The organism is Streptomyces sp. NPDC043952 (assembly GCF_056435325.1).
The window spans coordinates 51,719-69,812 of the sequence record NZ_JBWKES010000008.1 but is presented as its reverse complement, the minus strand read 5'-3'; the positions used below and the strand labels follow the sequence as shown (position 1 = coordinate 69,812).

The following is an 18,094-nucleotide window of genomic DNA, read 5'->3' as shown; positions in this document are numbered from 1 at the left end:
AGGCGCGACCGCCGTCCGGCGGACGCGGCACAACCGAGAAACTCAAGGAGATACGGCCATGGCCGTCGTCACGATGCGGGAGCTGCTGGAGAGCGGCGTCCACTTCGGTCACCAGACCCGTCGCTGGAACCCGAAGATGAAGCGCTTCATCTTCACCGAGCGCAACGGCATCTACATCATCGACCTGCTCCAGTCGCTGTCGTACATCGACCGCGCCTACGAGTTCGTCAAGGAGACCGTCGCCCACGGCGGCACGGTCATGTTCGTCGGCACGAAGAAGCAGGCGCAGGAGGCCATCGCCGAGCAGGCCACCCGCGTCGGCATGCCCTTCGTCAACCAGCGCTGGCTGGGCGGCATGCTCACCAACTTCTCGACCGTCTACAAGCGTCTGCAGCGCCTCAAGGAGCTTGAGCAGATCGACTTCGAGGACGTCGCGTCCTCCGGTCTGACCAAGAAGGAGCTGCTGGTCCTCTCCCGCGAGAAGGCCAAGCTGGAGAAGACCCTCGGCGGTATCCGCGAGATGCAGAAGGTGCCCAGCGCCGTCTGGATCGTGGACACCAAGAAGGAGCACATCGCCGTTGGTGAGGCCCGGAAGCTGAACATCCCGGTCGTCGCGATCCTCGACACCAACTGCGACCCCGACGAGGTCGACTACAAGATCCCGGGCAACGACGACGCGATCCGCTCCGTCACCCTGCTCACCCGCGTGATCGCCGACGCCGTCGCCGAGGGCCTCATCTCCCGCTCTCGCGTCGCCACCGGTGACAAGGGCGAGAAGGCCGCCGGCGAGCCGCTCGCCGAGTGGGAGCGCGACCTGCTCGAGGGTGAGAAGAAGGACGAGGCTCCGGCCGCCGAGGCCCCCGCCGCCGAGGCCACCGAGGCTCCGGCCGCCGAGGCCACCGAGGCGCCCGCCGCCGAGGCCGCTCCGGCCGAGGAGAAGGCCGCCGAGGGCGAGCAGGCCTGATCCGCCGCGTCAGCGTTTGACAGCGGGGGCGGCGACATCAACTCCGCCCCCGCTGTTCACCCATAGGTCGGTACGACGTATGCGCTCCGCGTCTACATGTGGATCGCAAACCGTGCGGATCTGAAGATCTCCCAGACTTCGAGAAAGACTCACTGACTCATGGCGAACTACACCGCCGCCGACGTCAAGAAGCTCCGTGAGCTCACGGGCGCCGGCATGATGGACTGCAAGAAGGCGCTGGACGAGGCCGAGGGCAACGTCGACAAGGCCGTCGAGGCGCTGCGCATCAAGGGCCAGAAGGGCGTCGCCAAGCGCGAGGGCCGCTCCGCCGAGAACGGCGCCGTGGTCTCCATCATCGCCGACGACAACTCCTCCGGCGTCCTGGTCGAGCTGAAGTGCGAGACGGACTTCGTCGCCAAGGGTGACAAGTTCCAGGCCGTGGCCAAGACCATCGCCGAGCACGTCGCCAAGACCTCCCCGGCCGACATCGAGGCCCTGCTCGCCTCCGAGATCGAGCCCGGCAAGACCGTCCAGGCGTTCGTGGACGAGGCCAACGCCAACCTCGGCGAGAAGATCGTCCTGGACCGCTTCGCGCAGTTCTCCGACGGCTACGTCACCGCCTACATGCACCGCACCATGCCCGACCTGCCCCCGCAGATCGGTGTCCTGGTCGAGCTGGACAAGCCGAACGCAGAGGTCGCCAAGGGCATCGCCCAGCACATCGCCGCGTTCGCGCCGAAGTACCTGGCCAAGGAGGACGTCCCGGCCGAGGTCGTCGAGTCCGAGCGCCGCATCGCCGAGGAGACGACCCGCGCCGAGGGCAAGCCCGAGGCCGCGATCGCCAAGATCGTCGAGGGTCGCGTCAACGGCTTCTTCAAGGACGCCACCCTGCTGGGCCAGCCGTACGCGCTGGACAACAAGAAGTCGGTCCAGAAGGTGCTGGACGAGGCCGGTGTCACCCTGAAGCGCTTCACGCGCATCAAGGTCGGCATCTGAGTCCGTACCGCGATCGACGCGCGACCCGCGGAGAAATCCCGATAGGGTCGACAGCAGTCGTCCGCGACCACCGCCACACGCGAGTGTGGGGCGGACGGCAGCAGATCTGACGAGGAGGCCATTGCCGCGTATGGGAGCGAAAAGCGACCCCACCGGCAATGGCCTTCTTCGTATGTGCAACACGTGAAAGAGGCGGGATCTCCCATGACCGACAAGGCCCAGAAAAGCGACGACGGCAAAGTACGCGGCCGGTTTCTGCTGAAGCTGTCCGGAGAGGCGTTCTCCGGAGGCGGCGGCCTGGGCGTCGACCCGGACGTGGTGCACAAGATCGCCCGCGAGATCGCGGCCGTCGTACGGGACGGCGCGCAGGTCGCGGTCGTCATCGGCGGCGGCAACTTCTTCCGCGGCGCCGAACTCCAGCAGCGCGGCATGGACCGCGCCCGCTCCGACTACATGGGCATGCTCGGCACCGTGATGAACTGCCTCGCCCTCCAGGACTTCCTGGAGAAGGAGGGCATCGACAGCCGGGTGCAGACCGCCATCACCATGGGCCAGGTCGCCGAGCCGTACATCCCGCTGCGCGCCGTGCGCCACCTGGAGAAGGGCCGCGTGGTCATCTTCGGCGCCGGTATGGGCATGCCCTACTTCTCCACCGACACCACCGCCGCCCAGCGCGCCCTGGAGATCGACGCCGAGGCGCTGCTCATGGGCAAGAACGGTGTGGACGGGGTCTACGACTCCGACCCCAAGACCAACCCCGACGCCGTCAAGTTCGACGCCCTCGGCTACGGCGAGGTCATCACCCGGGACCTGAAGGTCGCCGACGCCACCGCGATCACGCTGTGCCGCGACAACAAGCTCCCGATCCTCGTCTTCGAGCTTCTCGCGGAGGGCAATATCGCCCGTGCCGTCAAGGGTGAGAAGATCGGCACGCTGGTGGGTGACCACGGCAGCCGGAACTGACCGGCACGCCCCCGTCGCCCCCCGGGGTACGACACCTGTCCGAGGGATGGACGTCACGCGCCTCGGCCGGGGGATGGACAATGTCCTGCCGGTCGGGAACCGTGCAGGAAGAAGACGCGACGCAGCCGGCCGCCGGACCACCGAGGAACCGCAGCCGGGCCTTACTCAAGACACGCAGGAGCAAGTGGTGATCGAAGAGACCCTCCTCGAAGCCGAGGAGAAGATGGAGAAGGCCGTCGTGGTCGCCAAGGAGGACTTCGCCGCGATCCGCACCGGCCGTGCGCACCCGGCGATGTTCAACAAGATCGTGGCCGACTACTACGGCGCCCTGACGCCGATCAACCAGCTGGCCTCGTTCTCCGTGCCGGAGCCGCGGATGGCGGTCGTCACACCGTTCGACAAGAGCGCGCTGCGCAACATCGAGCAGGCGATCCGCGACTCCGACCTGGGCGTCAACCCCAGCAATGACGGCAACATCATCCGGGTGGTGTTCCCCGAGCTGACCGAGGAGCGCCGCCGCGACTACATCAAGGTCGCCAAGGGCAAGGCCGAGGACGCCAAGGTCTCCATCCGTTCCGTGCGCCGCAAGGCCAAGGACGCCATCGACAAGATGATCAAGGATGGCGACATCGGCGAGGACGAGGGCCGCCGTGCGGAGAAGGAGCTGGACGACCTGACGGCGAAGTACGTCGCCCAGGTGGACGAGCTCCTCAAGCACAAGGAATCGGAGCTGCTCGAAGTCTGATGAGCGACTCTTCCTGGGGGGCGCCGCCACCGGCGGGGCGGACCGGCTACTGGGGGCCCACCGAGGGTGGGCCCGTCCAGGGCGAGGCCGCCCCGGCGGGACCCGCGTACGATGCGCCCGAGGCGCAGCAGACGCGCCCCATGCCCATCGTGCCCGACGTACCCGTGTATGGCGGAGACCAGGACGACACCCGGGGGGCTGCTCGGCTGAGCGGCCCCTTGTTCCGGGACGAGCCCCAGCCGCAGTACGGGTCACCACCGCAGTCCGGGTCACCGGCGCAGTACGGCGGCCAGCCCCCTTACGGGACGCAGCCGCCGCCCGAGCGGCAGCCCGGATACGGCACCCCGAACCCGCCCGGAGACGCGGTGCCGTACGACCCGTACGGGACGCAGTCGCCGGCCGGGACGCGGCCGACGCACGAGCAGCCGGCCCGGCAGCCGTACGCGCCCCAGCCGCAGCACGGGCAGCAGCAGCCCTACGGGGCGCAGCCGCAGCCCCCGTACGGGACGCCCCAGCCGACCCCGAGCCCGATCCAGAATCCGGAGCCCATGCCCGACGCCCCGCAGCCGACGCCGGCGCCGCAGAAGAAAAGCGCGGGCCGCGACCTCGGCGCGGCCATAGGCGTCGGCGTGGGACTCGGCGTGGTGATCATCGCGTCGCTGTTCATCGTCAAGGCCGTGTTCGTCGGCGTGATCGCGGTCGCCGTCGTCGTCGGCCTGTGGGAGCTGACCAGCAGGCTCCAGGAGCGCAAGGAGATCAAGGCGCCGCTCGTGCCGCTCGCGGTCGGCGGCGCCGCGATGGTGGTCGCCGGCTATGTGCGCGGCGCCGAGGGCGCGTGGGTCGCCATGGCCCTCACCGCGCTCGCGGTGCTGGTCTGGCGGATGACGGAGCCACCGGAGGGCTACCTCAAGGACGTCACGGCCGCCGTCTTCGCGGCGTTCTACGTGCCCTTCCTGGCGACCTTCGTCGCCCTGATGCTGACCGCGGCCGACGGTCCCTGGCGGGTCCTGACCTTCCTGCTGCTCACCGTCGTCAGCGACACCGGCGCCTATGCCGTCGGCTGGCGCTTCGGCAAGCACAAGCTCGCCCCGCGGATCAGCCCCGGCAAGACCCGCGAGGGCCTGTTCGGCGCGGTGTCCTTCTCGATGGTCGCGGGTGCGCTGTGCATGCAGTTCCTGATCGACGGCGGCCACTGGTGGCAGGGCCTGCTGCTGGGCCTCGCGGTCGCGGCCAGCGCCACCCTGGGCGACCTCGGCGAATCCATGATCAAGCGCGATCTGGGCATCAAGGACATGGGCACCCTGCTGCCGGGCCACGGCGGCATCATGGACCGCCTGGACTCCCTGCTGCCGACGGCACCGGTGGTCTGGCTCCTGCTGGTGGTCTTCGTCGGCTCCGCCTGACGAAACCCCTGCCGCGCGTCGTCACGGCCGTACGGGCCCCACCCTGGGAACAGGGCGGGGCCCGTCGCCGTACGACCGCCCGCTCGTCCGGCCCCCCGCCGGCGCCGCTTTGCTCCGACGGGCGGGGGATCACGTTTGGCCACACGATGGTGACAAAGAACGACCCGCGGCGTGGCCACCCTGGTCCCCTGGTCCCTTGGTCCCGTGGCCCCCCGGTCCCCTGGTAGGGAGAGCGAGAGATGCCCGAAGTCACCACCCCGTACGCGACCGGCACCCCGTGCTGGGTCGACCTGATGGCCTCGGACCAGCAGGCCGCGCTGGACTTCTACCGCGACCTGCTCGGCTGGCAGGGTCAGCCGGGGCCGGCCGAGTTCGGCGGGTACACGGTCTGCGAGCTGCACGGCAAGCCCGTGGCGGGCCTCGGCCCGAAGCCCCAGGACATGCCGGAACCGCCGCCGACCGTCTGGACCAGCTACCTGGCCACCACCGACGCCCAGGCCACCCAGGACGCGATCGTCTCCGCGGGCGGCACCCTGCTCGTCCCGGCGATGGACGTCGGCAGCCTGGGCCGGATGCTGATCGCCGCCGATCCGCAGGGCGCGGTCTTCGGCGCCTGGCAGCCGGGCGACTTCCACGGCGCCCAGGTCGTCAACGAGGCGGGCGCGCTGACCTGGAACGAGCTGCACACCAGCGACGTACCCGGCGCCACCGCCTTCTACGGCGAGGCGTTCGGCATCGAGATCGAGCCCATGGAGGGCGCGGACGCCTACTGGGCGCTGATGGTCGGCGGCCGCGCGGTCGGCGGCGTCACCCAGCTCGCCGACGACCCGCCCGGCACCCCCGCCCACTGGCTGGCCTACTTCGCGGTCGACGACGTCGACTCCACCGTGGACGCCCTGGTCAGAAGCGGCGGCACGGTCCTCGCCCCGCCCTTCGACATGATGGCCGGCCGGATGACCGTGGTCACCGACCCCCAGGGCGCCCCCTTCGCCATGATCAAACCGACCCCGATGTGAACCACCCGCACCGACCGGCCCCCAGCCGAACGGCCCGGTCCGCCCGCGACGAGCACCACAAGCTGCGGCCGCAGGTCACCCGTTTGGATCTGCGACACTGGTACCACCATGCCCAAGCCCGGAGAACTCACCTTTGTCGCGCCGCGCGGAGCCAAGAAGCCGCCGCGGCATCTCGCCGATCTCTCGCCCGCGGAGCGCAAGGAAGCGGTGGCCGGGATCGGTGAGAAGCCGTTCCGTGCCAAGCAGCTCTCGCAGCACTACTTCGCGCGGTACGCGCACGACCCCGAGCAGTGGACCGACATCCCGGCCGGCTCCCGGCAGAAGCTGCGCGAGGCGCTGTTCCCGGAGCTGATGACGGTCGTCCGGCATCTGTCGACCGACGAGGGCACCACCCGCAAGACGCTGTGGAAGCTGTTCGACGGCACCCTCGTGGAGTCCGTGCTGATGCGGTACCCGGACCGGGTCACCATGTGCATCAGCTCGCAGGCGGGCTGCGGCATGAACTGCCCGTTCTGCGCGACCGGGCAGGCGGGCCTGGACCGCAATCTGTCCACCGCGGAGATCGTCCACCAGATCGTGGACGGCATGCGGGCGCTGCGCGACGGCGAGGTGCCGGGCGGCCCGGCGCGGCTGTCCAACATCGTGTTCATGGGCATGGGCGAGCCGCTCGCCAACTACAACCGGGTCGTCGGCGCCATCCGCGCGCTCACCGACCCGGCGCCGGACGGCCTCGGTCTGTCCCAGCGCGGCATCACCGTCTCCACCGTCGGCCTGGTGCCGGCCATCCACCGGTTCGCCGACGAGGGCTTCAAGTGCCGGCTGGCGATCTCGCTGCACGCCCCCGACGACGAGCTGCGCGACACCCTCGTCCCCGTGAACACGCGGTGGAAGGTGCGCGAGGTGCTGGACGCCGGGTTCGAGTACGCCGAGAAGAGCGGGCGCCGGCTGTCGATCGAGTACGCGCTCATCCGCGACATCAACGACCAGGCGTGGCGCGGCGACCGGCTCGGCCGGCTGCTCAAGGGCCGGCCCGTGCACGTCAACCTCATCCCGCTGAACCCGACTCCGGGCTCCAAGTGGACGGCCTCGCGGCCCGAGGACGAGAAGGCGTTCGTGGACGCGATCGCCGCGCACGGTGTGCCGGTGACGATCCGGGACACCCGTGGCCAGGAGATCGACGGAGCCTGTGGTCAGCTCGCCGCCACCGAGCGGTAGTCTGAGCCCGGTCCATCGCTTCTTCATCATTGAAGCAGTCGAAGAAGCAGAAGAAGTCGAAGAAGCAGAAGAAGCAGTCTCAACATCTTCATATTCCGACAGGGGAGCGCCACAGCGCTGAGAGTGCGGCACCAGGCCGCAGACCCTCTGAACCTCGCCCAGGTCATTCTGGGTAGGAAGTTCGGTCACTACTCAAGCTGTTGCGCCCTGTCCGGGTCTTCCGGGCAGGGCCGCGTTCTTCCTGGCCAACCCCAGGAGGACAACCAAGTGCACAACAAGACCTGTGTGGCCGCGGCGGTCGGTCTCGGCCTGCTCGCGCTGTCCGCGTGCGGCTCGACCCAGGGCCAGAGCACGGCGGACGACAAGACCGTCACCCTCGTCAGCCACGACTCGTGGGCCGTCTCCAAGAGCGTCCTCGCGGACTTCGAGAAGCGGTCCGGGTACCAGGTCCGCGTCCTCAAGGACGGCGACGCCGGACAGGCCGTCAACAAGGCCATCCTGACCAAGGACGACCCCCAGGGCGACGTCCTCTTCGGTGTCGACAACACCCTCCTCTCCCGCGCCCTCGACAACGGCCTGTTCCAGCCGTACACCGCCAAGGGCCTGGACAAGGTCGGCGCCCGGTACCAGCTCGACGGCAAGCACCGCGTCACCCCCGTCGACTACGGCGACATCTGCGTCAACTACGACAAGGCGTACTTCAGCAAGCACCACCTGACGCCGCCGCAGTCGTACGCCGACCTCGTCAAGCCCCAGTACAAGAACCTCCTCGTCACCGAGAACCCGGCCACCGCCTCGCCCGGCCTCGGCTTCCTGCTCGGCAGCGCCGCGCGGTTCGGCGACAACGGCTGGCAGGACTACTGGAAGAAGCTCAAGGCCAACGGCGTCAAGGTCGTCGACGGCTGGGAGCAGGCCTACGACCAGGAGTTCTCCGGCTCCTCCGGCGGCAGGAAGGCCGGCGGCGACCGGCCGCTCGTCGTGTCGTACGCCTCCTCCCCGCCCGCCGAGGTGATCTACGCCAAGAAGCGCCCCGCCACCGCCCCGACCGGCGTGGCGACCGGCACCTGCTTCCGCCAGATCGAGTTCGCCGGGCTGCTCAGCAACGCGCGGAACCCCAAGGGCGCCAAGGCGTTCCTCGACTTCCTGATCTCGCGGGAGTTCCAGCAGGACATGCCGCTGAACATGTACGTCTACCCGGTCGTCGCGGGGGCCCGGGTGCCCGCCGACTTCACCAAGTACGGTCCCCCGGCCCCCCACCCCGAGACCATGGCCCCCGAGAAGATCGCCGCCGACCGTGATCAGTGGGTCAAGACGTGGACGTCACTCGTACTGAAGTGACCGCCCGCGGGCGGAGGTGGCGCGGGAGCGCGGCGCGGCTGGGGCTGATGGCCCTGCCCGTCGCGTTCTTCGCCGTGTTCTTCGCCTGGCCCGTCGCCGCGATCGTGGCGCGCGGCCTGAAGACCGGCGGCGCCTGGCACCTCGGGCGGATCGCGGACGTGGTCGGCCGGCCGGACATCCGGCACGTGCTGTGGTTCACCACCTGGCAGGCGCTGGCCTCCACCGCGCTCACCCTGCTGCTCGCGCTGCCCGCCGCGTTCGTCTTCGCCCGCCTCGACTTCCCCGGCAAACAGGTGCTGCGGGCCGTCGTCACCGTCCCGTTCGTGCTGCCCACCGTCGTCGCCGGCAGCGCCTTCCTCGCCCTCGTCGGCCACGGCGGACTGCTCGACCAGCTGTGGGGCGTACGGCTGGACACCACCGTGTGGGCGATCCTGCTCGCGCACGTCTTCTTCAACTACGCCGTCGTCGTACGGACCGTGGGCGGGCTGTGGGCCCAGCTCGACCCGCGGCAGGAGGAGGCCGCGCGGATGCTCGGCGCCTCCCCGTTCGCCGCGTGGCGCAAGGTGACCCTGCCCGCCCTCGCGCCCGCCGTGGCCGCCGCCGCGCTGATGGTGTTCCTGTTCACCTTCACCTCCTTCGGTGTGGTCCAGATCCTCGGCGGCCCCACCTTCTCCACCCTCGAAGTGGAGATCTACCGGCAGACCTCCGAGATTTTCGACCTGGGCACGGCCGCCGTCCTGACCCTCGTCCAGTTCGCCGCCGTCGGCGCCGTCCTCGGCGTCCACGCCTGGACGGTACGCCGCCGGGAGACCGCCCTGCGCCTGGTCGACCCCGGCATCACCGCCCGGCGGCCGCGCGGCGCGGGGCAGTGGGCGCTGCTCGCGGGCGTCCTCGCCGGCGTCGCGCTGCTTCTGGTGCTGCCGCTCGCCGTCCTCGTCCGCCGCTCCCTGGACGCCCCCGGCTTCGGCTACTACCGGGCGCTGACCCGCACCGACGGCGGTACGTTCCTGGTGGCGCCGGTGCACGCGGTGTGGACCTCGCTCCAGTACGCCGTCGCCGCCACCGCCATCGCCGTGCTGATCGGCTCCCTCGCCGCCGCCGCGCTGGCCCGCCGCGACGCGGGCCGGCTGGTACGGGGCTTCGACGCGCTGCTGATGCTGCCGCTCGGCGTGTCCGCCGTGACCGTCGGCTTCGGCTTCCTGATCGCCCTCGACAGACCGCCGCTGGACCTGCGCCAGTCCTGGATCCTGGTGCCGCTCGCGCAGGCCCTGGTCGGCGCCCCCTTCGTGGTGCGCACCATGCTGCCGGTGCTGCGCGCGGTGGACGCCCGGCTGCGGGAGGCGGCGGCCGTGCTCGGGGCCTCGCCCTGGCGGGTGTGGCGGGAGATCGATCTGCCGCTGGTGCGGCGGGCGTTGCTGGTCGCGGCCGGGTTCGCGTTCGCCGTCTCGCTGGGCGAGTTCGGCGCGACCGTGTTCATCGCGCGGCCCGACAACCCCACCCTGCCGGTCGCCGTGGCCCGGCTGCTCAGCCGTCCCGGCGACCTCAACTACGGCCAGGCGATGGCCCTTTCGACGATTCTGATGGTGGTGTGCGCGGCCGCCCTGCTCCTCCTGGAGCGGCTGCGCACCGACCGGACGGGGGAGTTCTGATGCTGAGCATCGAGGGCGCGACCGTGCGCTTCGGCGGGCGGCCCGTGCTGGACGCGGTCGGCCTGGAGGTCGCCGAGCACGAGGTGGTGTGCGTCCTCGGGCCCAGCGGCAGCGGTAAGTCCACGCTGCTGCGCGCGGTCGCCGGGCTCCAGCCCCTGGACGCCGGGCGGATCGCGCTGGCCGGACGGGACCAGGGCGGGGTGCCCGCGCACCGGCGCGGGGTCGGCCTGATGTTCCAGGACCACCAGCTCTTTCCGCAGCGCGACGTGGGCGCCAATGTGGCGTTCGGGCTGCGGATGCACGGCGTGCCGAAGGGCGAACGGGACGCGCGGGTGGGCGAGTTGCTGGAACTGGTCGGACTGCCGGGCGCCGCCCGCCGGGCGGTGGCCGGGCTGTCCGGCGGCGAGCAGCAGCGCGTCGCCCTCGCCCGCGCGCTCGCTCCCCGGCCCCGGCTGCTGATGCTGGACGAACCCCTCGGCCAGCTCGACCGCTCCCTGCGCGAACGCCTCGTGGTCGAACTCCGCGAACTCTTCGGGCGGTTGGGCACGACCGTGCTCGCCGTCACCCACGACCAGGGCGAGGCGTTCGCGCTGGCTGACCGGGTGGTGGTGATGCGGGACGGCCGGATCGCCCAGTCCGGCACGCCACTCGACGTCTGGCGGCGCCCCGCCGACGCGTTCGTGGCCCGCTTCCTCGGCTTCGAGAACGTGGTCCCGGCGACGGTCGTGGGCGCGGTCGCCGAGGGCCCCTGGGGCAAGCTGCCGGTGCCAAAGGACGCCCCGCAGGGCCCCCGGACGCTGCTGGTCCGGCCCGCCGGGGTACGGCTCGTCCCCGCCGACACCGGGCTGACCTGCACCGTCGCCGCCCGCACCTTCAAGGGCACCCATGTCGCCGTCCACCTCCAGCCACAGGACGGCCCCCGCCTGGAAGCGGCCTGCGCGCTGCGGGACGCGCCGGAGACGGGGGACACGGTGGGCGCGGAGTTCGACGCGGCCGAAATCGTCGTGCTCGACTGATCACCGGCCGCCTAGGGTGGGCCCATGACCTACCTCGCGCACGACCGCTACTGCGATGAAATCGCCCTCCAGGTGGGGCAGTTGAGGGAACTGATCGCCTCCGGCGCGGATCTGTCGGCCACCGTGCCGACCTGCCCGGAGTGGTCGCTGGAACAGCTCGTACGGCATATGGGTGGCGCCCTGCGCTGGTCCGGCACGATGGTGCGGGAGCGGGCGCAGGAGATGATCCCGACGGACCGGGTCCCGCTCGGCGGCGGTCCCGAGGAGCGGGGCGATGCGGCGGCGCTGGACGCGTGGCTGGCGGACACCGGCGAGCTGATCGTCGGCGCGCTGCGCGAGGCGGGCCCCGAGGCCGGGGTGTGGAGCTGGACCGGCCCCGCCACCAGCGGTTTCTGGGCGCGCCGGATGACCCATGAGATCACCGTCCACCGCGCCGACGCGGCGCTCACCACCGGGGCGCCGTACGAGGTCGCGGCCGACATCGCCGCCGACGCGCTGGACGAGTGGCTGGAACTGGTGGAGTGGGTGCAGCGCACCGGCGCGCGGGAGTGGGCCGCGGAGTTGCGCGCGCCCGGCCGGAGCATCCATCTGCACGCCACCGACGCCGAGCCGGAGCTGAACGCCGAGTGGCTGGTCGAGCTGGGCGAGGACGGCGTGAGCTGGCGGCGCGGCCACGAGAAGGCGACGGTCGCGTTGCGGGGGCCGCTCACGTCCGTGCTGCTCGCCTTCTACCGCCGGCTGCCGCTGGACACTCCGGGTCTCGACGTCGTGGGCGAGCGTGCGGTGCTGGAGTTCTGGCTGGAGAACACGAACTTCGGCTGAGCGCCGTGGGGGTACGTCCCGAGTGCCGGGTGCGGCCGCTCGCCGGTTGATCGCGCGGTTCCCCGCGCCCCTTGGAGTGGCCTGCATCCGGGGCGCGGGGAGGCCCGGCGGAGCGGGCGGCCGGGCGTTCAGCGGGTCAGCGGAAACGCGGCCAGCGCGGCGATCGCCAGGGTGAGCGGCGTGAAGAAGGCCAGCAGGACGAGCGCGCGCAGGGCGGCGGCGCCGCGCAGCACCCCCGTGGGGGCGCCGAGGCGCAGCAGGGCGGTGGTGGTCTCGGCGCGGCGCTGGCGGGTCTCGACGGCCACGGTCAGCAGCGTGGCGAAGGCGCAGCCGGTGACGACCAGCGCGCCGAGGGCGCTCAGCGGGCCGAGGGCGCGGGCGGGGGCGCGGTACAGGGTGGTCATGGCGTACCCCGCGGCGGTGACCGCGCACAGGATGCCGAGGGGGCGGCCGATCCTGGTGGCCTCCGCCATCAGGCCGCGGCCCGCGAGGAGGCGGAGCGCGCCGGGGCGGGCGCACTGGAGGAGACGGCCGCACAGATGGGTGAGGCCGGGGGCGGCGAAGACCAGGCCGAGCGCGGTGAGGAGCCAGCCGAGGAGGAAGAGGCCGGTGCTGGCGGGGAAGGTGGTGAAGGTGGGGGCGGGGGGCGTGCGGCCCGCGTACGCCTGGGCGGTGAGGCCGGCGGCGAGGAGGGCGACCGCCCAGGGGAGACCGGCGGGGGTGTCGCCGGGCCCCTTGTCGTCGTCGGCGGGCTTCGCGACCGGCGGGGGCGTGAACCGGGGGTCGATCACCCCGCTCGGCGCCCGCCCGGTGCCGTCCCCGGAGGGGGTGCCCCCGGCGCCCGCCGGTGCCGCCTCGGTGGCCCGGCCGGACGCGTCCGGGGCACCGGCCTGCCGTACGAACGGCAGATACCTCCGCTGCGGCCGGGCCGGCGGCCGGGGGTCCCGCGGGCGCAGCGCCACCGCCACCGCGACCGTCGTCACCCCCGGCACCACCGCCAGCAGGGTCAGGGTCGCCGCGCGGGGCAGGTGCTTGCCGGCGGCCAGGAAGGACGCCGCCGCGCCGTCGAACGGCAGCCCCGTCAGGTCGCCGCGCAGATGCAGGAAGAGGGAGAGCGCGAGGAGCGAGCCCAGGGTGGTGGACAGGGCCGTGACCAGGGCGGAGACGGCCATCAGCCGGGCCGGTCCGAGGCCGAGCGCGGACAGTCCGGGGCGCGGGCGGGTGCCGGGATCGGTGCGGGCCACGGCGAGCGCGAGGTACACCGTCGCGGCGGCCGGCACCACGCACCAGGCCAGCCGCAGCGCGCCCGCGCTCGCGGACTCGGGGTGTTTCAGGGCGTAGCCGAGGCAGGACAGCAGCAGGAACCCGGTGCCCGCCGAGGCCGCCGCCACCAGCAGGCGGCGCAGCTGGACGGCGGGCCGGGCCGCGCGGGTCAGACGGAGATCGAGCACGCGGCCCGGCCTTCCGCGTCGGGGACCTCCGGCAGGTGTACGGTCCGCACCGGCCTGCCGTCCAGCAGGTTCACCGTGCGGTCGGCGAAGGCCGCGGTCTCCGGGTCGTGGGTGGCCAGCAGCACGGTGATGCCGTGCGAGCGGGCGGCGCTGGTGAGGGTGCGCAGCACATGGCCGCGGTCGGCGCGGTGCAGCGGGGCGCTCGGCTCGTCGGCGAACAGCACGGTGGGCGCCGGGGCCAGCGCGCGGGCGATGGAGATCCGCTGGCGCTCGGACTGGCGCAGCCGGTGCGGGCGCTTGCGGGCCAGCTCCCCGACGTCGAGGCGCTCCAGCCACTCCAGCGCGGTGGTCTTGGCCCGGCGGCGGCTGGTGCCGCGCAGCATCAGCGGCAGCGCGGTGTTCTCCCAGGCGTTCAGCTCGGGGACCAGGGCCGGCTCGGGGCCGATCCAGCAGAAGCGGTCGCGGCGCAGCCGCTCGCGCTGCGCCGGGCCGAGGGTGTGCACGGGCGTGCTGTTGAACCAGACCTCGCCCTCCCGCACCGGCTCCAGGCCGGACAGGCAGCGCAGCAGGGTCGTCTTGCCGCTGCCGCGGGGGCCGCTGAGGGCGAGGATCTCGCCCTCCCGGACGCCGAGCGAGACCCCGGCGAGTCCGGGGGAGCCGTCGGGGTGCGTGAAGTGCAGGGACCGTGCCCACAGCACGTCGTTGTCCGGCGGAGCCTCCATGGGCGTACACCTCGGTTCCTGATCCGTTTTCCCGTGCCCCGTTCCTCCATATGGGGGAACGAAGGCAGGGCCGATCGGTCACTGGCACGCTAGGCAGCCGCCGGACGGTGGCCGGACAGCACACGGCCCCGGACCGCCGTTCTCACTCGAACGGGCGGCTCCGGGGCCGGTCGCGGTCACACCGTCAGCTGATTACAGCTTGGTCCACGCCTCCGTGAGGGTGGCGCGCAGGATCTGCTCGATCTCGTCGAACGTCTCCTGGTTGGAGATCAGCGGCGGGGCGAGCTGGATGACCGGGTCGCCGCGGTCGTCGGCACGGCAGTACAGGCCGTTGTCGAACAGCGCCTTGGAGAGGAAGCCGTACAGGACGCGCTCGGTCTCCTCGTCGCTGAAGGACTCCTTGGTGGCCTTGTCCTTCACCAGCTCGATGCCGTAGAAGAAGCCGTTGCCGCGGACGTCGCCGACGATCGGCAGGTCGTGCAGCTTCTGCAGCGTCTGGAGGAAGTTGCCCTCGTTGTCCAGCACGTGCTGGTTGAGGTTCTCGCGCTCGAACAGGTCGAGGTTGGCGAGGCCCACGGCCGCGGAGACCGGGTGGCCGCCGAAGGTGTAGCCGTGCAGGAAGGTGTTGTCACCCTGGTAGAACGGCTCGGCCAGGCGGTCGGAGACGATGCAGGCGCCGATCGGGGAGTAGCCCGAGGTCATGCCCTTGGCGCAGGTGATCATGTCCGGGACGTAGCCGAACTTGTCGCAGGCGAACATCGTGCCGAGGCGGCCGAAGGCGCAGATGACCTCGTCGGAGACGAGCAGCACGTCGTACTTGTCGCAGATCTCGCGCACGCGCTGGAAGTAGCCGGGCGGCGGCGGGAAGCAGCCGCCGGCGTTCTGCACCGGCTCCAGGAAGACCGCGGCGACGGTGTCCGGGCCCTCGAACAGGATCTCCTGCTCGATCTGGTCGGCGGCCCAGCGGCCGAAGGCCTCCGGGTCGTCGCCGAAGAGCGGCGCGCGGTAGATGTTGGTGTTGGGCACCTTGTGCGCGCCCGGCACCAGCGGCTCGAAGGGGGCCTTCAGGCCCGGCAGGCCGGTGATGGACAGGGCGCCCTGCGGGGTGCCGTGGTAGGCGACCGCGCGGGAGATGACCTTGTACTTGGTGGGCTTGCCGGTCAGCTTGAAGTACTGCTTGGCCAGCTTCCAGGCGGTCTCGACGGCCTCGCCGCCGCCGGTGGTGAAGAAGACCTTGTTCAGGTCACCGGGGGCGTAGTCGGCGAGGCGCTCGGCGAGCTCGACGGCCTTCGGGTGGGCGTAGGACCACACCGGGAAGAAGGCCAGCTCCTGGGCCTGCTTGAACGCGGTCTCGGCGAGCTCCGTGCGGCCGTGCCCGGCCTGGACCACGAACAGGCCCGCGAGACCGTCGAGGTAGCGCTTGCCCTTGTCGTCGTAGACGTAGGTGCCCTCGCCCCGGACGATCGTCGGGACGGGAGAGTTCTCGTACGAGGACATGCGGGTGAAGTGCATCCACAGGTGGTCGTACGCGGTGCGGCTGAGGTCCTTCTGGGTCACGGTTATCGGGTTCCCCACATGTAGGTCTGCTTCTTCAGCTTCATGTAGACGAAGCTTTCGGTGGAGCGCACTCCGGGCAGTGCCCGGATGCGTTTGTTGATGACGTCCAGCAGGTGGTCGTCGTCCTCGCAGACGATCTCGGCGAGGATGTCGAACGAGCCCGCGGTCATCACCACGTACTCGACTTCCGACATGTCAGTCAGCACGTCAGCGATCGACTCGACATCGCCCTCGACGTGGATGCCCACCATCGCCTGCCGGCGGAAGCCCACGGTGAGCGGGTCCGTGACGGCGACGATCTGCATCACGCCCTGGTCCAGCAGCTTCTGGACGCGCTGGCGCACGGCCGCCTCCGACAGGCCGACGGCCTTGCCGATCGCGGCGTACGGCCGGCGGCCGTCCTCCTGGAGCTGCTGGATGATGGCGAGGGAGACGGCATCCAACTGCGGGGTGCCGTTCCTGGACTCGCGGGACGAGTCCCTCTGGTCTGCGCTTCGACTGGCCACGCGCTCACTGTGCACGAGGTCTCGTCAGTTTCGCAAGCCCCAATCGATGAAATTCGTTGTCTGGACGATCAAACCTTGCGGATTTCGCAGAAGTGGCGCCGCCGGGGGTGTTGAAAACGTGGAAGTGCCGACTAGGGTGGGGTGTCTCAGTGATCGGACAGCCGCACCGGCCGTCCGCACTGGACCGCTCGAACCCTCGAACCAGATCAGGAGGCCGGCAGTGAGCACCGAGCTGCGTCGTCTGCGCAACTACATCGACGGTGAGTTCCGGGACGCCGCCGACGGACGGACCACCGAGGTGGTCAACCCCGCGACCGGCGAGGCGTACGCGACCGCGCCGCTGTCCGGACCGGCGGACGTGGACGCCGCCATGGAGGCCGCCGCCCGCGCCTTCCCGGCCTGGCGCGACGCCACGCCGGCCGAGCGCCAGCGGGCCCTGCTGAAGATCGCCGACGCGTTCGAGGAGCGGGCCGAGGAGCTGATCGCGGCCGAGGTGGAGAACACGGGCAAGCCCATCGGGCTCACCCGCTCCGAGGAGATCCCGCCGATGGTCGACCAGATCCGCTTCTTCGCCGGTGCGGCGCGGATGCTGGAGGGCCGCTCGGCCGGCGAGTACATGGAGGGGCTGACCTCGATCGTCCGCCGCGAGCCGATCGGCGTCTGCGCCCAGGTCGCGCCGTGGAACTACCCGATGATGATGGCCGTATGGAAGTTCGCCCCGGCGCTCGCCGCGGGCAACACGGTCGTCCTCAAGCCCTCCGACACCACCCCCGCCTCCTCGGTGCTGATCGCGGAGATCATCGGCTCGGTGCTGCCCAAGGGCGTTTTCAACGTCATCTGCGGCGACCGCGACACCGGCCGCCTGATGGTCGAGCACGAGACCCCGGCCATGGCCTCCATCACCGGCTCCGTGCGCGCCGGCATGTCGGTCGCCGAGTCCGCGTCCAAGGACCTCAAGCGGGTCCACCTGGAGCTGGGCGGCAAGGCGCCGGTCGTCGTCTTCGAGGACACCGACATCGCCAAGGCCGTCGAGGACATCGCGATGGCGGGCTTCTTCAACGCCGGCCAGGACTGTACGGCCGCCTGCCGCGTCCTCGTCCACGAGTCGATCCACGACGAGTTCGTCGCCGCGCTGGCCAAGGCCGCCGAGGAGACGAAGACCGGCCAGCCGGACGACGAGGACGTGCTCTACGGCCCGCTGAACAACCCCAACCAGCTCAAGCAGGTCGAGGGCTTCATCGAGCGGCTGCCCGCGCACGCGCGCGTGGAGGCCGGCGGCAAGCGGGTCGGCGACAAGGGCTACTTCTTCGCGCCGACCGTGGTCTCCGGCGTCAAGCAGGACGACGAGATCATCCAGAAGGAGGTCTTCGGCCCGGTCATCACCGTCCAGTCCTTCACGGACGAGGACCAGGCCGTCGAGCACGCCAACGGCGTGGAGTACGCCCTGGCCTCCTCGGTGTGGACCAAGGACCATGCCCGCGCGATGCGCATGTCCAAGAAGATGGACTTCGGCTGCGTGTGGATCAACACCCACATCCCGCTGGTCGCGGAGATGCCGCACGGCGGCTTCAAAAAGTCCGGCTACGGCAAGGACCTCTCGGCGTACGGCTTCGAGGACTACACCCGGATCAAGCACGTGATGACGTCGCTGGGCTAGCGGCACCGGAGCGTCCCCGGCGGCCCCCGCACAGGTTCACTCTCCTGTGCGGGGGCCGCCCTTTTGGTGAACCG

General features: G+C 71.1%; 16 protein-coding genes. 12 read left to right on the top strand and 4 right to left on the bottom strand.

Annotation, left to right across the window (positions count from 1 at the left end; genetic code table 11):
• Positions 1–58: 58 nt before the first annotated feature.
• The 11 genes from rpsB (at position 59) to AC069R_RS11805 (ending at position 12,127) form a co-directional block, all read left to right on the top strand.
• Positions 59–964, top strand: coding sequence for a 30S ribosomal protein S2 (gene rpsB, locus AC069R_RS11855; RefSeq protein ID WP_478766644.1), 906 nt, complete (start codon positions 59–61; stop codon positions 962–964).
• Positions 965–1,123: 159 nt separating this feature from the next.
• The gene (tsf, locus tag AC069R_RS11850) at positions 1,124–1,960 is read left to right on the top strand and encodes a translation elongation factor Ts (protein WP_397983783.1); all 837 of its coding nucleotides are present in this window, start codon (positions 1,124–1,126) and stop codon (positions 1,958–1,960) included.
• A 204-nt stretch (positions 1,961–2,164) separates the two neighbouring features.
• Positions 2,165–2,923 carry a UMP kinase gene (gene pyrH, locus AC069R_RS11845; RefSeq protein WP_046421052.1) on the top strand — a complete coding sequence of 253 codons (759 nt, stop codon included), beginning with the start codon at positions 2,165–2,167 and terminating at the stop codon, positions 2,921–2,923.
• A gap of 187 nt (positions 2,924–3,110) precedes the next feature.
• Positions 3,111–3,668: a ribosome recycling factor gene (frr, locus tag AC069R_RS11840; RefSeq protein ID WP_478766641.1), complete on the top strand. Its 558-nt coding sequence runs from the start codon at positions 3,111–3,113 to the stop codon at positions 3,666–3,668.
• A 140-nt stretch (positions 3,669–3,808) separates the two neighbouring features.
• Complete coding sequence (locus tag AC069R_RS11835; RefSeq protein WP_478766874.1) at positions 3,809–5,071, top strand: phosphatidate cytidylyltransferase; 1,263 nt, start codon at positions 3,809–3,811, stop codon at positions 5,069–5,071.
• Between the two features lie 239 nt (positions 5,072–5,310).
• A complete protein-coding gene (locus AC069R_RS11830; RefSeq protein ID WP_478766639.1) occupies positions 5,311–6,087 on the top strand; it encodes a VOC family protein in 777 nt (258 codons plus the stop codon).
• 108 nt (positions 6,088–6,195) lie between these two features.
• The gene (rlmN, locus tag AC069R_RS11825; RefSeq protein ID WP_397983780.1) at positions 6,196–7,302 is read left to right on the top strand and encodes a dual-specificity RNA methyltransferase RlmN; all 1,107 of its coding nucleotides are present in this window, start codon (positions 6,196–6,198) and stop codon (positions 7,300–7,302) included.
• Positions 7,303–7,569: 267 nt separating this feature from the next.
• Positions 7,570–8,640 (top strand): thiamine ABC transporter substrate-binding protein, encoded by a 1,071-nt coding sequence (locus AC069R_RS11820; RefSeq protein ID WP_478766637.1) that lies wholly within the window; start codon positions 7,570–7,572, stop codon positions 8,638–8,640.
• 47 nt (positions 8,641–8,687) lie between these two features.
• The gene (locus AC069R_RS11815; protein ID WP_478766635.1) at positions 8,688–10,289 is read left to right on the top strand and encodes an ABC transporter permease; all 1,602 of its coding nucleotides are present in this window, start codon (positions 8,688–8,690) and stop codon (positions 10,287–10,289) included.
• Positions 10,289–11,305, top strand: coding sequence for an ABC transporter ATP-binding protein (locus AC069R_RS11810; RefSeq protein WP_478766633.1), 1,017 nt, complete (start codon positions 10,289–10,291; stop codon positions 11,303–11,305). Before AC069R_RS11815 ends, AC069R_RS11810 begins: the two co-directional genes overlap by 1 nt.
• Before the next feature lie 24 nt (positions 11,306–11,329).
• Positions 11,330–12,127, top strand: a complete 798-nt coding sequence (locus AC069R_RS11805; RefSeq protein WP_478766631.1) for a maleylpyruvate isomerase family mycothiol-dependent enzyme — start codon at positions 11,330–11,332, stop codon at positions 12,125–12,127.
• Between the two features lie 128 nt (positions 12,128–12,255).
• On the opposite strand, the gene AC069R_RS11800 is transcribed toward AC069R_RS11805, so the two are convergent.
• From AC069R_RS11800 to AC069R_RS11785, 4 genes are all read right to left on the bottom strand, one after another.
• Positions 12,256–13,578 (bottom strand): hypothetical protein, encoded by a 1,323-nt coding sequence (locus AC069R_RS11800; protein ID WP_478766629.1) that lies wholly within the window; start codon positions 13,576–13,578, stop codon positions 12,256–12,258.
• A complete protein-coding gene (locus AC069R_RS11795) occupies positions 13,560–14,300 on the bottom strand; it encodes an ABC transporter ATP-binding protein (RefSeq protein WP_478766627.1) in 741 nt (246 codons plus the stop codon). The genes AC069R_RS11800 and AC069R_RS11795 overlap by 19 nt, the downstream gene beginning before the upstream one ends.
• A 192-nt stretch (positions 14,301–14,492) precedes the next feature.
• A complete protein-coding gene (locus AC069R_RS11790) occupies positions 14,493–15,875 on the bottom strand; it encodes an aspartate aminotransferase family protein (protein ID WP_478766625.1) in 1,383 nt (460 codons plus the stop codon).
• Positions 15,860–16,378 (bottom strand): Lrp/AsnC family transcriptional regulator, encoded by a 519-nt coding sequence (locus tag AC069R_RS11785; protein WP_145485556.1) that lies wholly within the window; start codon positions 16,376–16,378, stop codon positions 15,860–15,862. Before AC069R_RS11785 ends, AC069R_RS11790 begins: the two co-directional genes overlap by 16 nt.
• 205 nt (positions 16,379–16,583) lie before the next feature.
• On the opposite strand from AC069R_RS11785, the gene AC069R_RS11780 reads away from it, so the two are divergent.
• Positions 16,584–18,020 (top strand): gamma-aminobutyraldehyde dehydrogenase, encoded by a 1,437-nt coding sequence (locus AC069R_RS11780; RefSeq protein ID WP_478766622.1) that lies wholly within the window; start codon positions 16,584–16,586, stop codon positions 18,018–18,020.
• Positions 18,021–18,094 lie beyond the last annotated feature (74 nt).

Coding starts and splice junctions, on each gene's coding strand:
- rpsB (WP_478766644.1), top strand. CDS start 59: ATGGCCGTCGTCACGATGCGGGAGCTGCTGGAGAGCGGCGTCCACTTC.
- tsf (WP_397983783.1), top strand. CDS start 1,124: ATGGCGAACTACACCGCCGCCGACGTCAAGAAGCTCCGTGAGCTCACG.
- pyrH (WP_046421052.1), top strand. CDS start 2,165: ATGACCGACAAGGCCCAGAAAAGCGACGACGGCAAAGTACGCGGCCGG.
- AC069R_RS11835 (WP_478766874.1), top strand. CDS start 3,809: ATGCCCATCGTGCCCGACGTACCCGTGTATGGCGGAGACCAGGACGAC.
- AC069R_RS11830 (WP_478766639.1), top strand. CDS start 5,311: ATGCCCGAAGTCACCACCCCGTACGCGACCGGCACCCCGTGCTGGGTC.
- rlmN (WP_397983780.1), top strand. CDS start 6,196: ATGCCCAAGCCCGGAGAACTCACCTTTGTCGCGCCGCGCGGAGCCAAG.
- AC069R_RS11815 (WP_478766635.1), top strand. CDS start 8,688: ATGGCCCTGCCCGTCGCGTTCTTCGCCGTGTTCTTCGCCTGGCCCGTC.
- AC069R_RS11810 (WP_478766633.1), top strand. CDS start 10,289: ATGCTGAGCATCGAGGGCGCGACCGTGCGCTTCGGCGGGCGGCCCGTG.
- AC069R_RS11805 (WP_478766631.1), top strand. CDS start 11,330: ATGACCTACCTCGCGCACGACCGCTACTGCGATGAAATCGCCCTCCAG.
- AC069R_RS11795 (WP_478766627.1), bottom strand. CDS start 14,300: ATGGAGGCTCCGCCGGACAACGACGTGCTGTGGGCACGGTCCCTGCAC.